Below are 15,213 nucleotides of genomic sequence, written 5' to 3'. Positions count from 1 at the left end.
ACTTCAGCGAACCACGTCATGATCCGCGTCATTTCAATCGCACTGGCCTTTGTCGTGCTGACGCTGGTGCTGCTGCCGTTCCAGTTGATCGGCATCGCCTTCGACCTGCGGCTGCAGCGGAGCGTTCCCCATCTCTACCACCGCATTCTCTGCAAACTGATCGGGGTGCGGATTCATGAGGTCGGCCGGCGATCGACCGCCAGCCCGGCGCTGATCCTGTCCAACCACGTGTCCTGGCTGGACGTCTGTGTCATCACCGCGCTGGCGCCGGTGGTGTTCGTCGCCAAGCGCGAGGTCGCGAGGTGGCCGGTGTTCGGCTGGCTGGCGAGATTGCAGCGAACGATCTTCATCAACCGGCAGGCCCGTCATCAGACCGGCGCGGCGACCCGCGAAATCGCCGACCGCTTGCTCGGCGGCGATGCGGTGGTGCTGTTCGCCGAGGGTACCTCGAGCGACGGCATCCGGGTGTTGCCGTTCCGCTCCTCGCTGGTCGGCGCGGTCCATCACGCGCTCGGCAACAGCACGCATCATACCCATGTCACCGTGCAGCCGATGTCGCTGGCCTATGTCAGGTTCGACGGCCTGCCGACCTGCCGCGCGCTACGCGACCGGGTGGCGTGGTACGGCGACCTCGAACTGATCCCGCACCTGATTCAAGTGGTGGCTTCCGGCGCCATCGACGTCACCGTGAGCTGGGGCGAGGCCGTCGCCTACGACATGGCCGCCGATCGCAAGGCGATTACGCGGATTTCCGAAAAATCGGTACGCCGCATGACGACGGCGGCGTTGCGCGCCTTGCGGCCTTGAGGCCGGCGAGTCACAATACGATCCGTCCGCAACTCTCATGCGCTCCTTCGGAAATCAGAGCATCGATCATGCAAATTCGCAATCTCGGCGGCTCCGGCCTGCGTGTTTCCGCCGTCGGCCTCGGCTGCAATAATTTCGGCCAGCGCACCGACCTCGAGACCTCGCGCAAGGTGATCCACAAGGCGATCGACCTCGGCGTCACGCTGTTCGATACCGCCGACATCTACGCGGGCATGGGCGGCTCGGAGACCGTGCTCGGCCAGGTGCTGGGCGACCGGCGCAAGGACATCGTGCTGGCGACCAAATATTCCAAGCCGATGAGCAAGGACGGCACAAAGCAGGGTGCATCGCGGCGCTACATCCTGTCCGCCGTCGAGGCCAGCCTGACGCGATTGAAGACCGACTATATCGACCTCTACCAGCAGCACGACTACGATCCCCTGACGCCGATCGAGGAAACCTTGCGGGCGCTGGACGACTTGATCCGGCAAGGCAAGGTGCGCTACATCGGCAATTCGAATTTTCCGGCATGGCGCATCGCCGAAGCCGAACTCACCGCCCGCGCCATCAATGTCAGCCGCTTCGTGTCGTGCCAGGACGAATACAGCCTGGTGGTGCGCGACATCGAAAAGGATCTGCTGCCGGCGGCGAAAGAATACAAATTGGGCCTGCTGCCGTTCTTCCCGCTCGCCAGCGGACTGTTGACCGGCAAATACAAGCGCGGCGCCGCGGCGCCGGACGACACGCGCTTTGGCAAGGCGCCGGCATTGCGCGATCGCTACGTCACGCCGCGCAACGAGGACATCGTCGAAAAGCTGCAGGCGTTTGCACAGGCGCGCGGCCACACCATGCTGGAGCTCGCCTTCTCCTGGCTGGCGTCGCGGCCGCAAGTATCGAGCGTGATCGCCGGCGCCACCCGCGTCGAGCAGGTCGAGCAGAACGTCAAGGCGATCGGCTGGACGCTGAGCGCGGATGAGATCGCGGAGATCGACAAGATAACGAAGGGATAGATCGCGCAGCTCGTCGTCCCTGCGAAAGCAACGCCCATAGCCGCAGGACTTCCCGACTAGGTGAGCTGTTGCCCCAGCTCCCGCAACAACGACGTACCGGGGTTATGGGTCCCGGCGCGCGCTTCGCTTGGCCGGGACGACATAGTCACCCCAGCAGTCCCTTCACCGGCTTCACCGTCGCGCTATCCGGAAACACCGTCTCCGCCAGCGCGCGCTCGTTGAGGCTGAGATGGTCGTGCAGCACGCCCTTGATGACGGCGCGCAGATCGGTGGTCGGCGCGAGATCGCGGCCTTCATACAGATTGGCGGGTTTCAGCCCCGGCCAATCCGCGATCACCCGGCCGCCTTTGACAGCGCCGCCCGCCAGCAGCGCGATCGTGCCGGTGCCGTGATCGGTGCCCTCGGTGCCGTTGATGCGCGCCGTGCGGCCGAATTCGGTGGCAACCACCACCACGGTGTCGCGCCAGCGCTCGCCGAGACCGCTCTCGAATTCGGCGAGAGCGCCGTCGAGCCCCGACAGCAACTGCGCCAGTCGGCCGACCGGACCGCCTTCATTGGCATGGGTATCCCAGCCGTCGAACGCCAGTGCGGCGATGCGCGGGCCATCGTCGGCCGACATCAACTTGGCCGCGCCCCGCGCCACCAGCCGCATGGCGCCGATGTTGTTGGTGCCCGGCTTCGGCTTCATGTCGTCGCCCTGCGCGGTCTTGTCGAGTTTGAGGCCCTGCGACAGCGCCGTCGCCAGCGCGGGATCGCGATGGCTGTAGAGTTCAAGCAGCCTTGCGGCGGTATCGTCGGCGGCCTGCGGCAGGGTGACGGGCGCCCATCCGACCGTCGGCGCCGGACCGCGCAGCACCAACGGCGTGGTCGGACCGACGGCGAGGCCGCTCGTCACGCGGTCGCCGCGCGGCAAGGCTGCCAGCGTCCGGTTGAGCCAGCCGGATTGCACCCGGCCCGGACCGGCATAGCCGCTTTCGAGCACATCCTGGCCATCGAAATGCGAACGGTCGCGGTACGGCGTCGACACCGCATGGATAACGGCGGCATGTTTCTCGCGATACATCCGCGCGAATTCCGGCATCGAGGGATGCAGCGCGAAGAACGAATCGAGCATCACGGCCGCGTGCGGGCCATCCGGGGTCAGCGCGATCGAACCATGCAGGCCGGCGTAGTCGGGATCGCCTGATGGTGCGACGGTGGCGAGGCCGTCGAGCGCGCCGCGCAGGATCACCACGATCAGCCGCGGATCGCGTCCGTCGGCGGCGCGCGCGAATTTCGGCAAGTACGCCCAGGCGGCAAACGATGCGCCACCGAGCAGCAGCCCGCGGCGGCTGACCGCAAGCGAAGTCCGGCTTTCGCAGCAATCCATCGTCACCTCCTCTGGAATTCCGGCGACATCAGCAGCAGCGCCAGCGCCTGTTGCCGCGTCTCGGCGCGCTCCACGGTGTGGCGCGTTTCGGATGACGCAGCGTCGGCGACGACGAGTTCGAGCAGGTCGCGCGGATCGACGCTGTCGGCCAGACGCGACGATATCTGCGCCGCGATGTCGAGCCGCAGCTTCATGCCTTCGGGCGCGGCCCAGGCGGCATTGCTATCGGGAAATCCGTTCGGCCCGGCCGGCGACCACAGCGGCTGCCCCAATACATTCAGGCCGCCGAGGTAGCGGACGGGGTCCTCGGGGATTCGTGCCAGCAGCCGGTCGGTCGCGATCAGGAACTCATAAGGACTGCGCATCTTGGTCAGCGGCGCCTGCCAGGCTTCGCTGGAATCCAGGAGCGCCGTCGCCAGCGCCTTGAGGTCGCCGTCGGACTTGACGAACACGTCCCGAAGCCGGGCCACCAGTGCAGGCGGCGGATCGTCGGCCACGAAGTGGCGGGCGAATTTGGTGGCGATGAATTTCGCGGTGGCGGGATGGCGCGCGATATCGGCCAGCGCGGCTTCGCCCTGGGCGACGCCGTCGTTCTCGTAGACCCTGCCGAGCAGCCGTTGCGCGCCCGGTTGATGCGCGTTGGCGTTGAACACGAAGCTGCCGGGCTGGCCGAGTTTTCCCTGGCGTCCGGCAAAGGTCCAGCCGGTAATGATGCGCGCCAGCGACGTCACGTCTTCCTGGGAGTAGCCGCTGCCGACGCCGAGCGTGTGCAGCTCCATGATCTCGCGCGCGAGATTTTCATTCAGTCCGCGCTTGCGGTTTTGCCCGGCGCGGGAGTCAGGCCCGAGCGATTGCTGGTTGTCGAGAAAGAACAGCATCGCCGGATGCTGCTCCACCGCCTTGAGCATGTCGCCGAAACGTCCCAGCACATGGGGCCGGATCGCCTCGCGCTCGAACGAGCCGGCCCACATCCGGCCCAACTCGCCTTTGTTGGCCGAAATGCAAAAGTGATTGGACCAGAACACCACCAGCCGCTCGGCAAATCCGCAATCGGCGATCACGGCGCGTTGAAGCCGCGCCAGCGCTTCGGCCCGGAAGGTTTTCTGAATGATATTGAGCGGCTGCGGCGCGGGCTTGGCGGCAGTGTTGGGCTGCATCGCGCCAGGCTGCATCGTATCGCCGGCGGCCATGGCCGGGTTGGCGCCTTCCGCAACCTTCGCCGCAGGCGCAGGCTCCGCCATGTCCATCGCCATGTTGAGCGAGAGCCCGCGCTTTTGCGCCTTGGTGTCTTCCACCGGCGGTGGCACGCCGGCCTTCTCCGCGGCCGCGCGCGCCTGCTTGACCTCGAGCTGATAGGCGAACACGGCTTCGCCCAGCGCCGGCGTCGGCAACAATCCGGGGACCTGTAGCAGCACGCCGTTGGGACGGTCGAGTTCGGCCTTCACGAAGCCGCGCGGATCGGATGCCGCGTTGACGAAGTCGCCCGAGGCGCCGCCGCGCGCGCCAAAACCGAAACGATTGAGCGCCACCAACGCTGCTTGCGAATCGCGGGCCATCGCAGTTCCCTTTGAGGAGTCTTCAACGTATCTTGAACGCACCTTTACGCTTATGTTGGATCATAACGCCGTTCGGCATGAACCCGACATGAAAATCAGGGACCGGGATTCGGTTCGATTCATGACAAATCGTTTAGAAACTCCGCCATCGCGGCGCCTTTGCTGTTCCGGCTGTGGAACAGAATTTACCTGCAGCCTGTCGGGGCCGTGCTGGTGCGCCGAGGAAACCGCGCGGCTGCCGATGCCGGCCGACGGCGGCGATTGCCTGTGCCGGAATTGCCTGCGGAAGATGGCGGCCGAGATGCACGCCGCCGAATAAAAACATTCCATGTCATTACCGGGCAAAAGCGCGAAGCGCGTCTTCGCGCCAGATGACCCGGCAATCCATCCTCGTCGAAAGACTCTTGCTAAAGTGATGGATGCCCGGGGCAAGCCCGGGCATGACGAAAGACAAAGACTCCGTGGGTCAGACTTACTTCACCACCGCCGCGGTCTGGCCGAACAACAGCTTGCGCTCTTCCTCGGTGCGGATCGCCGGCTGGCCGAAGTTCGGGTTGACTTCCTTGGCCTTGGCGTAGGCGCGCACCGTGGCGGGCCGTCCGCGGATGGTCTCCAGCCAGCGCTTGAGATGCGGGAAGTCGTCGATGTTCTGGCTCTGGTTCTTGTACGGCACGATCCAGGGATAGCTCGCCATGTCCGCGATCGAATACTCGCCGCCGATGAATTCGCGATTCGACAGCCGCTTGTTGAGCACGCCGTAGAGCCGGTTGGTCTCGTTCACATAGCGGTCGATGGCGTATTTGATTTTTTCCTGGGCGTAGTTCGAGAAATGATGGTTCTGCCCGGCCATCGGCCCGAGCCCGCCCATCTGCCAGAACGTCCACTGGATCACATCGTAGCGGCCATAGATGTCGGCGGGCAGGAACTTGCCGGTCTTCTCGGCGAGATACAGCAGCATCGCGCCGGACTCGAAGATCGAGATCGGCTTGCCGCCGCCCTTCGGCTCGTGATCGACCATCGCGGGGATGCGGTTGTTGGGCGCTATCGCCAGGAACTCCGGCTTGAACTGGTCGCCCTTGCCGATGTTGACCGGGAAAATCTTGTACTTGAGCCCGGTCTCCTCGAGAAACATCGTGATCTTGTGGCCGTTCGGCGTGGACCAGTAATGAAGGTCGATCATGGCGGCATTCCTGATGTAAAAGGGCGTGCATCGCAAAATGGATGCGGATGCATGAAGGTCGCCATAACCCCAGGACGAGTCAATGGCATTGGCGCCAAGGCGCGGAAATGTGATGCGCGCTGATAGATGCGGGTTCCGGGCTATCGAGAGAACCCCTCATCCGGCACGGACTTCGTCCGCGCCACCTTCACCCACAAGGGGAGAAGGGCGAGAGCGGCCGTTGTCACGCAGGAATTTTTCGCCGTTCGCGGTGATGGCCACGCGCATCTCGCCGCCAACCGGCTGGCGCGTGACGTAGCCGCGATCGACCGCGTCCTCCCAGATCGTCAGCCGCGGGCATGAGGTGCGCCAGCTCTCGATCACCTCGGCATAAAGCCTGGGCTCGCGGGCGATCCATTCGACGAGATCGAGGACCAGCGGGTCTTGATTATCGACCATCGGGATCTTCCTCCATCGCGCGTCAATGGAATCGCCGCGATAGTTCTGCCTTGCTTGTATCGGCGGCGCAAACCGGTTTATCTTGGTCTGGCATCAGTTTTCCTGAGGGTGGAATGCGCCGCCTGCTCTTCCTCAACGGCATCAAGGCATTCGAGGCCGCGGCGCGCAGCGGCAGCTCAGCGGCGCGGGCTCCGAGCTCAACGTCACGGCGGCCGCGGTCAGCCGGATGGTGCATCTTTTGGAGCAGCGGCTCGGCGTCGAACTGTTCGAGCGCAAGGCGAACCGGCTGTCGATGACGGCGGCGGGGCGCGCCTACCAGAACGGGCTGACGCCGATCTTCGACGCGCTCGCCAGCCTGACCGCGCAAATCACCGCCCCCGCCGGGGTGCGGGTGCTGACCGTCGGCGTCGGTCCGACCTTTGCGATGCGCTGGCTGATTCCGCGGCTGGCGGAGTTTTACCAACAGTCGCCCGGCATCGACGTGCGCATCACCACCGGCGGCGCCGCGGCACCGTTCGGCGAGGACTGGAGTTGCGGCATCAAGCTCGGCGACGGCGACTGGCCGGGCCTGGTCGCCGAGCCGTTGTTCGCGGCCGACCTGCAACCGGTCTGCGCGCCGCGATTGGCAACGCCGTTAAAACGTCCCGGCGACTTGAAGGGCTCCGGCCTGCTGCGCGTCGCGCATTCGCCGGATGACTGGCCGTCATGGCTCAAAGCCGCCGGCGTCGCCCGCGTCACCGCGCGCGGACCGCAGTTTCAATTCTACGGCCAGGCGCTGCAGGCCGCCAGCGACGGGCTCGGCATCGCGATAGGCATCCGGCCCTATATCGACGACGACCTCGCCGCCGGAAGACTGGTGGCGCCGTTTGCGCTCAGCGTGCCCAAGGGCATGCGCTGGTACCTGGTCTATCGCGGCTTCCGCGCCGAGCAGCGCGACTTCGCCTCGTTCCGGCGCTGGATCATCCGCGCCGCCGCCGGACCGACGTTGCGCAGGAGCAGCCGCCATGCCGGTTGAGCACGTCGAGACATTGATCGTCGGCGGCGGTCAGGCTGGCCTCGTGATGAGCCACCGGCTCAAGCAGCGCGGCCGCGCGCATCTGGTGCTGGAGCGGGGTCGCGTGGCCGAACGCTGGCGCAGCGAACGCTGGGACGGCCTGCGGTTTCAGTTTCCCAACTGGTCGGTGCGGCTGCCGGACTTTCCGTTTCCGCATCATGATCCCGACGCCTTCGCGGCGACCGCCGATATCCTGGCTTACATCGAGGCCTACGCCGCCTTTGTCGCGCCGCCGATCCGCTGCGGCGTCGCGGTGACGCGGCTGCGGCGCCGCGACGGCGGTTCCGGTTTCATCGCCGAAACGTCGGATGGCGCGATCGAGGCCGACAATGTCGTGGTCGCCACCGGTCCCTATCAGCGTGCGATCATGCCGGCCTTGTTGGGTGACACAAGAATCTTTCAGGTGCATGCCAGCCGCTACGCCAATCCCGGCCAGTTGCCGCCGGGCGCGGTGCTGGTGGTCGGCTCCGGCGCTTCCGGCGCGCAGATCGCCGAAGAACTTTTTCGCTCGGGCCGCCGCGTCTATCTCTCGGTCGGCCGGCACACCCGGCTGCCGCGCCGCTATCGCGGCCGCGACCTGATCTGGTGGCTGAGCGCGCTCGGCCTCGATCAAACCACGGTGGAGCAGCGCGGCCCGTCGCGATTATTGCCGGTGATCTCAGGCGCTTATGGCGGCCACACCATCGACTTCCGCCGGTTCGCCGATGAAGGTGTGACGCTGCTCGGGCGCGTCGAGGCCGCGCGTGACGGTGTCATCGGTTTCGCGGCGGACCTCGCCGAAAGTCTCGCCGGTGGCGACGCGACGTACGCGGCCTTCCTCGACATGGCCGATACCCATGTCAAACGTCACGCGCCGAACATGCCGGAAGATCCCGCCGCCCGCGCGGTGCTGCCGGATCCGCACTGCGTTACCGCACCGCTGCGGCAGCTCGATATCGGCGCCGACGGCATCGGCGCGGTGATCTGGGCCACCGGCTACGGCGTCGACTTCGGCTGGATCGATATTGACGCGTTCAATGCCAGCGGCGAGCCGATCCACCGCCGCGGCATCGCCGAGGTTCCGGGCCTGTATTTCCTCGGCCTGCAATGGCTCTCCAAGATGAACTCGTCGTTTCTCTCCGGCGTGGGCGACGACGCCGCCGTGCTCGCGGACCACATCGCCGCGCGCAAGTGATTCTGTTCGTCTTCCTTCGCGGCTTTTGCTCTTTTATCCCGGCCGGACTCGCCCCATATTCACGTCATGGCGAAGAATCCCAATCCTCCCAAAAAGCCCGTCAAAACTCCGAAATCCAAGGCCCCGAAATCCAAGGCCCATCGTCCCGACGTGCAGCCGATCGGGCCTGCGCTGGCGGAACTGCTCAATCCCGCGATCAACCGCGGCGAGGCCGGACTAGGATCGACCACCGGCGCCCGGGAGAGAAATGCCGGCTTGCAGCCGCCGCCGGATAATTCCTGGGACCGCCGCTCCGGCGGCGAAGCCGCCGCCCACCGCGCGCGGGCCTCGACCAGGGGCACCAGGGATGATGTCGCCAAGCGGGATGCTTCGCTCGAGACCACCCGTGGATCGCCCCCACCCAACCCTCCCCCGCAAGCGGGAGAGGGCTCGATGCGGGATGTTGTCGCGACCAGAGATAATTCGCTGACCAAGCGCGGCGACGATTCTTCCTCTCCTCTCCCCGCGCGCGACGCGCGCGGAGGGAGGGGAGCAGAAGGTTTCGACGAATCCCCGCAACGCGAATTCGCGCCGGCCAATTACGGCACCGCAGCCACCATTCCGGCGCTCGATCCGGAATTGGCAAAGCAACTCGGCTTCACCACCGAGGAGGAAGACGCCGCCGCTCTGGCGCGCCCGCCGCGCAACAAGATGGAGGCGCTCGGGGTCGCCGCTACTGCCGACGCGCTGGACGCGCTGATCCGCGAAGGACGTCCCGAGTTCAAGGGCGAGGACGGCCAAGTGAAAATCTGGGCGCCGCATCGCCCGCCGCGCCCGGAAAAGTCCGAAGGCGGCGTGCGCTTCGTCATCAAGTCCGAATACGAGCCGAAGGGCGACCAACCGACCGCGATCGCCGAACTGGTCGAGGGCATCAAGCGCAACGACCGCACCCAGGTACTGCTCGGCGTCACCGGCTCCGGCAAGACCTACACCATGGCCAAGGTGATCGAGGCGACGCAACGCCCCGCTCTGATTCTCGCGCCGAACAAGACGCTGGCGGCGCAGCTTTATGGCGAGTTCAAGAGCTTTTTCCCCGACAATGCGGTGGAATATTTCGTCTCCTACTACGACTACTACCAGCCCGAAGCCTATGTGCCGCGCACCGACACCTACATCGAGAAGGATTCCTCGATCAACGAGCAGATCGACCGCATGCGGCACTCGGCGACGCGGGCGCTCCTGGAGCGCGACGACGTCATCATCGTCGCGTCCGTGTCGTGCATCTACGGTATCGGTTCGGTCGAGACCTATACCGCGATGACCTTCGCGCTGAAAAAGGGCGAGCGCATCGACCAGCGGCAATTGATCGCCGATCTCGTCGCGCTGCAATACAAGCGCACCCAGGCCGACTTCACCCGCGGCACCTTCCGTATCCGCGGCGACGTCATCGACATCTTCCCGGCGCACTACGAAGACCGCGCCTGGCGCGTCAACCTGTTCGGCGACACCGTGGAGAATATCGAGGAGTTCGATCCGCTCACCGGCCACAAGCAGGACGAGCTCGAATTCATCAAGATCTACGCCAACTCGCACTACGTGACGCCGCGGCCGACCTTGGTGCAGGCGATCAAGTCGATCAAGTCCGAGCTGAAGCTGCGCCTCGACCAGCTCAACAACCAGGGCCGCCTGTTGGAAGCGCAGCGGCTGGAGCAGCGCACCACCTTCGATCTCGAAATGATGGAAGCCACAGGTTCCTGCGCCGGCATCGAAAACTATTCGCGGTACCTGACCGGACGCCGCCCCGGGGAGCCGCCGCCGACGCTGTTCGAATATGTCCCCGACAACGCGCTGGTGTTCGCGGATGAAAGCCATGTCACGGTGCCGCAGATCGGCGGCATGTTCAAAGGCGATTTCCGGCGCAAGGCGACGCTGGCCGAATACGGCTTCCGCCTGCCCTCCTGCATGGACAACCGCCCCTTGCGGTTCGAGGAATGGGACATGATGCGCCCGCAATCGGTCGCGGTGTCAGCGACCCCGTCGGCATGGGAGCTCAACGAGTCCGGCGGCGTGTTCGTCGAGCAGGTGATCCGCCCCACCGGCCTGATCGATCCGCCGGTCAATATCCGCCCGGCCCGCACCCAAGTGGACGATCTCGTCGGCGAAGTCCGCGCCACAGCCCAGGCCGGCTATCGCAGCCTCGTCACCGTATTGACCAAGCGGATGGCGGAAGACCTCACCGAGTACCTGCACGAGCAGGGTATCCGCGTGCGCTACATGCATAGCGATATCGACACCATCGAGCGCATCGAGATCATCCGCGACTTGCGGCTCGGCGCGTTCGACGCGCTGGTCGGCATCAACCTGTTGCGCGAAGGCCTCGACATTCCCGAATGCGCGCTGGTGGCGATCCTCGACGCCGACAAGGAAGGTTTTCTGCGCAGCGAGACCTCGCTGATCCAGACCATCGGCCGCGCCGCGCGCAATGTCGACGGCAAGGTGATCCTCTACGCCGACCAGATCACCGGATCGATGGAGCGTGCCATCGCCGAGACCGACCGCCGCCGCGAGAAGCAGGTCGAATACAACACCGCCAACGGCATCACGCCGGAGAGCATCAAGAAATCCATCGGCGACATCATGAACAGCGTCTACGAGCGCGACCATGTGCTGGTGGAGATCGGCGACGGCGGCATGGCGGACGACGTCATCTCGATCGGGCATAATTTCGAGACCGTGCTGAACGACCTGGAAACCCGGATGCGCGAGGCCGCCGCCGACCTGAACTTCGAGGAAGCCGCTAGACTGCGCGACGAAGTCAAGCGCCTGCGCGCCACCGAGCTCGCCGTGGTCGACGACCCCACCGCCAAACAGCGCGTGGTGCAAGGCAAGGCCGGCGCCTATGCCGGGATGAAGAAATACGGCGAGTCGGCGAATTTGCCACGCGGCTCCTCAAAGCGCGGCGGCAACAACACCCCGCGCGTGGCTTCACGCTCCCCTCGCGGCGCTGCCTCTGTTCCCTCCCCCCTTGTGGGGGAGGGCCAGGGAGAGGGGCGAACGAGTCGTGACACCTCCCGCGTCCACAAACCCCATCTCGACGAAATGCACGGCCCGGAATCCCTGCCCTATCGTCCGGACCGCTCTAGACCGCGCAAACCCTCGCTCGACGACATCGGCCCCGAAAGCCGGATCTTCCAGCCCACCGACTCGCGCCAGTCCGGCCCCGAATTCGGCCCCGCCCCCCGCTCCACCGGCGGTGCACCGGGACATCGCGGCGGGTGGAAGAAGAGGTAATCGGTCTTATAGCGACCGTCGAAGTCAGTGTGGATTGCTTCGCTTCGCTCGCAATGACGGTCGGGCTGTTTGAAAATTGAATCCGAGCTGTCATCATCCGCGAAAGCGGATGATCCAGTATTCCAGAGACACCGATGATGAATCGATAAGCCGCGGCGCACTGGATGCCCCGCCGGAGCCTGTCATCGGGCTCGCCGAAGGCGAGACCCGGTGGCGAGGCATGACGGAGCAGTACCTTGCATCATCCCAGTTTCGTCGTCCCTGCGGACGCAGGGACCCATAAGCACAGGCAGTTGGGGTTGTGCGAAAGTCGTCGAAGAGCGTCTTTCACAACAGGCGACACGGCGTTTGGGTCCCTGCGTTCGCAGGGACGACCTCGAGAGATTACGCCAAGCGTTGCGAGATTACGCCGAGGCCCATCGCCACGGCCCGCAACGACCGCCTCAAATCTTCTCCTGCCCCGGCGGCGCCTGGTCCTGCGGTGGACGCGCCTGTTCCTTGGCGTGGTGGCGGCCGTAGGCGCAGCCGGCGATGGCGCCGATCACGCCGTGATGGCCGGCATAGTGACCGGCGACGCCGCCGACTACGGCGCCTTTCAGGCAGCCCTTGGCCTCGGCCGCATTGGCCGCCAGCGCGAGCAAAGCGATGGCGAGCAAGGTGGGAAGCGTTTTCATGGCGGCAATCCTCTGGGTGACTCGGCGACGTGGGTGATGAGATAATCGGCAGCGGCCGATCCGGTTCCATTCGCCGGCTGAGTTAGGCAGCCACTTCGGTCTTTCAAGGCCGCTGGCAGGTCATGAAGCGTCGCGGCCGCCTGCATACAAACGCCGGCGGATTTGCTAGTCTCGGATCGCGCCGAAACTTTCAACGGGGCGCGAGGGAGATCGTCATGGCCAAGGGTCAAATGCGCAGCAACAAGGAAAAGAAGAAACCGAAGGCCGACAAGAACCTCAAGAAAGGCGGCGCCGCGCCCTCGCCGTTCGCCTCGGGCAAGACCCCGGCCGGCCAGAGCCCCAACAGCCGGAAGAACTGACCCCCGCTGTCGGCGCAGCGGGTCACGCCGATCGGGCGGGACTGCTGCTCGCTGCCCTTTTGCGGGCTGCAACAGGGCTCCGCGTCTTGCAGTCAAAGTAGGCTATGGACCACAGTACAACTAAAGATTGTTCGGCCATCTGCCGGTTTCCCTGCACAATGGCCGGAACGGGAGTCGGGCTCAACACCGGCGGAGAACAACATGGTCGAGAGCCTTGCTCGGCGGCGTGTGCTGAACTTTCTCGATGCGTTCTATGCCGGCGACATCGCCGCCGCGCAGGCCTGCTGCGACGACGAGTTCGACAGCATCACGCACGCGCCGGTCGAACTATTTCCGCATCTCGGCCACAAGCACGGCAAGGACTGGGTCGCCGAAGCGATCCAGACCCAGCAGAAGCGCTATTCGAGCCGAAAATACGAAATCAGGTTTCTGGCGGTCGATGGCGCCAAGGTCGCGACCACCCAGGTCGTCTCCTTGCGCAAGCGCAGCGACGACCGCGTCGTGCATCTCGAGGTCGCGGAATTCTTCACCTTGCGCAAGGCACGCATCCTCGAACACCGCTCGTTTTTCGATTCGTTCGATTTCGTCCAGCAGGTGCTCGGCCACGACCTGACCGAGGCCTTCGCCGCCAGCGTGCGCGGCGCTATGCGGCGGTGAATGCCGAAAAACAATTGAACCTTTTCGCCGCCTGCCGCGACTCATCACGGGTTGATGCGGATCTCGACGGGCGAACACACGGCCATGAAAATCGCGTTGCTGGGGCTGCTGGGTCTGATGCTGGGCGCGCTCGGCGGTGCAGCACTCGGCATCGCCGTTGGGCTTGCCTGGATCACGATTTTCAACACCACCAACCTTGAAGGCTATAGCGGCATGCTGGTGTTTTTGACCTTCATGCCGGCGGTCGCCTTGATCGGCGGGCTCGGCGGCGCTTTATTGTTTGTCGTGATCGCGGCCCGCGACGCCGAAATCGCCATCGAACGGGAGCCCGCGCATCCCAGGGATACTTGACAAGACAAGCAACTCGAAACCGGCCTGCATCCGTGCAATGCAAAAATGCAGATTGCGTTTTGGCCGCACCTTAATTACTTGAAGCTTCAAATACCCGCGTGCGGCTTCCGACGCCAATGACGCTTGTCAGGGCCGTTTTACCGGTTTGCAATCCAGTTCAGGGACCAGACATCATGACAGAGAACTGCCTCTGGCGTTTTTCGCGCGCGATCCATCGCGCCATCAACGAGCGCCAGCGCGAAGAAATCGAACCCTTGATCGACGACGACGTCGATTGGGCGATCTACGGCCCGATCGACATGTTTCCGTTTCTCGGCGCGCGCCGCGGCAAGGAAGCCGTGCTCGAGGTGATCCGGCAGATCGCCGACAACATCCGGGTGCACCGCTTCGACCGCGAATCGATCATGCTGGGGGTGGATTCGGCGGCGTCGATGATGCGCTACTCGCTGACCTCGCTGGAGTCCAGCAAGCCGATCAGCCTGCGGCTCGCCCACTTCGCGCAATTCAAGGCCGGTCGGCTGCTCAACATCCGCGTCCTGCTCGATACCTTCGACCTGGTGGAGCAGGCGCTCGGGCACCCGATCCATCTGCCGAAGCTCGCGTGACAGTGCCGGGTTGAGGCAAATCCGGCGAGGCCGTCGCAGCGCTGCCATCTTGCTGATTCCACGGAAAGATCGAGCATTGCCGCATATTGGCCGCGATCCGGTCAAAATCGGCAGCCCAGATGGCATCGTTGATTTCGTCGTGCGGGGGACATCCGCATCGCAACGCGAAACAGGGGAACAGCAGATGAATGCCATGCTTTCTGAAAAAATCGAATCGACGGAAGTGGACCGTGACCTCGATGCGGTCTCGGAGGTCGAGGCCGGCATCCGAGAATTCGTCCGCAACGATATCGCCTATCTGCGCCGCCCGGTTTCGCTGGCGCCGAACAGCGAGACGCCGCTGGAGCCCAGCGCCGAGGCCACCGTCACCAACGTCAACTCGCTGATCCAGCGCGTCGCCGGAACCTCGCTCGCCGAAATCGAGAAGCTGATTACCGAACTCGAGGGCCTGCGCGACCTGCTGCATGCCGAAGGCCAGCGGGTGCAGCGCGAGATTTCCGGCTATGCCCAGCTCAGCCAGGCCGCGATGAAGTCGACGCGCATGATCGCCGACAACGTCTCGCAATGGAAGCGCGCCGCGGACGGCCTTCGCAACGGCTGATGTTTCTCGGCACCGTCATTCCGGGATGGTCCGAACGGCCAGGCCCGGAATGATGAAGCTAGATTTGAACTTCCCGGATCCCCGCTGCGACCAACAGCAGGCGCCGTC

At 64.8% G+C, this 15,213-nt stretch carries 15 protein-coding genes and 1 pseudogene; 11 read left to right on the top strand and 5 right to left on the bottom strand.

Annotated features, from left to right (window positions below; translation table 11 throughout):
* Positions 1 to 18: 18 nt before the first annotated feature.
* Positions 19 to 807, top strand: coding sequence for a lysophospholipid acyltransferase family protein (locus tag E7813_RS19175; protein ID WP_291576551.1), 789 nt, complete (start codon positions 19 to 21; stop codon positions 805 to 807).
* 68 nt (positions 808 to 875) lie between these two features.
* Complete coding sequence (locus E7813_RS19170) at positions 876 to 1,817, top strand: aldo/keto reductase (RefSeq protein WP_291576549.1); 942 nt, start codon at positions 876 to 878, stop codon at positions 1,815 to 1,817.
* A gap of 145 nt (positions 1,818 to 1,962) precedes the next feature.
* On the opposite strand, the gene E7813_RS19165 is transcribed toward E7813_RS19170, so the two are convergent.
* Together E7813_RS19165 and E7813_RS19160 are read right to left on the bottom strand one after the other, a co-directional pair.
* The gene (locus E7813_RS19165; protein ID WP_291576547.1) at positions 1,963 to 3,186 is read right to left on the bottom strand and encodes a DUF1501 domain-containing protein; all 1,224 of its coding nucleotides are present in this window, start codon (positions 3,184 to 3,186) and stop codon (positions 1,963 to 1,965) included.
* 2 nt (positions 3,187 to 3,188) lie between these two features.
* On the bottom strand, positions 3,189 to 4,742 hold the full coding sequence (locus tag E7813_RS19160) for a DUF1800 family protein (RefSeq protein ID WP_291576544.1): 1,554 nt from the start codon (positions 4,740 to 4,742) through the stop codon (positions 3,189 to 3,191).
* A gap of 121 nt (positions 4,743 to 4,863) precedes the next feature.
* Between E7813_RS19160 and E7813_RS19155 the strand changes: the two genes are divergently transcribed.
* Positions 4,864 to 5,061 (top strand): hypothetical protein, encoded by a 198-nt coding sequence (locus tag E7813_RS19155; RefSeq protein WP_291576672.1) that lies wholly within the window; start codon positions 4,864 to 4,866, stop codon positions 5,059 to 5,061.
* A gap of 153 nt (positions 5,062 to 5,214) precedes the next feature.
* Here the strand turns inward: E7813_RS19155 and E7813_RS19150 are convergent, their stop codons facing one another.
* Together E7813_RS19150 and E7813_RS19145 are read right to left on the bottom strand one after the other, a co-directional pair.
* Positions 5,215 to 5,922: a glutathione binding-like protein gene (locus E7813_RS19150; protein WP_291576542.1), complete on the bottom strand. Its 708-nt coding sequence runs from the start codon at positions 5,920 to 5,922 to the stop codon at positions 5,215 to 5,217.
* A 156-nt stretch (positions 5,923 to 6,078) separates the two neighbouring features.
* A complete protein-coding gene (locus E7813_RS19145) occupies positions 6,079 to 6,360 on the bottom strand; it encodes a hypothetical protein (RefSeq protein WP_291576540.1) in 282 nt (93 codons plus the stop codon).
* 113 nt (positions 6,361 to 6,473) lie between these two features.
* Here E7813_RS19145 and E7813_RS19140 point away from each other — a divergent pair.
* The 3 genes and pseudogenes from E7813_RS19140 to uvrB all read left to right on the top strand — a co-directional run bounded on the left by E7813_RS19140 (position 6,474) and on the right by uvrB (position 11,858).
* A pseudogene (locus E7813_RS19140) lies at positions 6,474 to 7,375 on the top strand (LysR substrate-binding domain-containing protein).
* A complete protein-coding gene (locus E7813_RS19135; protein ID WP_291576538.1) occupies positions 7,365 to 8,588 on the top strand; it encodes an NAD(P)-binding domain-containing protein in 1,224 nt (407 codons plus the stop codon). Before E7813_RS19140 ends, E7813_RS19135 begins: the two are co-directional and overlap by 11 nt.
* Positions 8,589 to 8,654: 66 nt before the next feature.
* A complete protein-coding gene (gene uvrB, locus E7813_RS19130; protein WP_291576536.1) occupies positions 8,655 to 11,858 on the top strand; it encodes an excinuclease ABC subunit UvrB in 3,204 nt (1,067 codons plus the stop codon).
* 443 nt (positions 11,859 to 12,301) lie between these two features.
* Here the strand turns inward: uvrB and E7813_RS19125 are convergent, their stop codons facing one another.
* Positions 12,302 to 12,532, bottom strand: coding sequence for a hypothetical protein (locus tag E7813_RS19125; protein WP_291576534.1), 231 nt, complete (start codon positions 12,530 to 12,532; stop codon positions 12,302 to 12,304).
* Positions 12,533 to 12,747: 215 nt separating this feature from the next.
* Here E7813_RS19125 and E7813_RS19120 point away from each other — a divergent pair, with 215 nt between their 5' ends.
* The 5 genes from E7813_RS19120 (at position 12,748) to E7813_RS19100 (ending at position 15,105) form a co-directional block, all read left to right on the top strand.
* Positions 12,748 to 12,891, top strand: a complete 144-nt coding sequence (locus tag E7813_RS19120; protein ID WP_291576532.1) for a hypothetical protein — start codon at positions 12,748 to 12,750, stop codon at positions 12,889 to 12,891.
* Positions 12,892 to 13,092: 201 nt separating this feature from the next.
* Positions 13,093 to 13,548 (top strand): nuclear transport factor 2 family protein, encoded by a 456-nt coding sequence (locus tag E7813_RS19115; protein ID WP_291576529.1) that lies wholly within the window; start codon positions 13,093 to 13,095, stop codon positions 13,546 to 13,548.
* An 84-nt stretch (positions 13,549 to 13,632) separates the two neighbouring features.
* Positions 13,633 to 13,899 carry a hypothetical protein gene (locus tag E7813_RS19110; RefSeq protein WP_291576527.1) on the top strand — a complete coding sequence of 89 codons (267 nt, stop codon included), beginning with the start codon at positions 13,633 to 13,635 and terminating at the stop codon, positions 13,897 to 13,899.
* Positions 13,900 to 14,072: 173 nt separating this feature from the next.
* A complete protein-coding gene (locus E7813_RS19105) occupies positions 14,073 to 14,504 on the top strand; it encodes a nuclear transport factor 2 family protein (RefSeq protein ID WP_291576525.1) in 432 nt (143 codons plus the stop codon).
* 184 nt (positions 14,505 to 14,688) lie between these two features.
* Positions 14,689 to 15,105: a hypothetical protein gene (locus E7813_RS19100; RefSeq protein WP_291576523.1), complete on the top strand. Its 417-nt coding sequence runs from the start codon at positions 14,689 to 14,691 to the stop codon at positions 15,103 to 15,105.
* Positions 15,106 to 15,213: the final 108 nt, after the last annotated feature.

Origin of the sequence: Bradyrhizobium sp. (genome assembly GCF_004799405.1) — a bacterium.
Classification (GTDB): Bacteria; Pseudomonadota; Alphaproteobacteria; order Rhizobiales; family Xanthobacteraceae; genus Bradyrhizobium.
The sequence above is the reverse complement of the archived record's forward strand: the minus strand, read 5'-3'. Positions and strand labels throughout refer to the sequence as shown.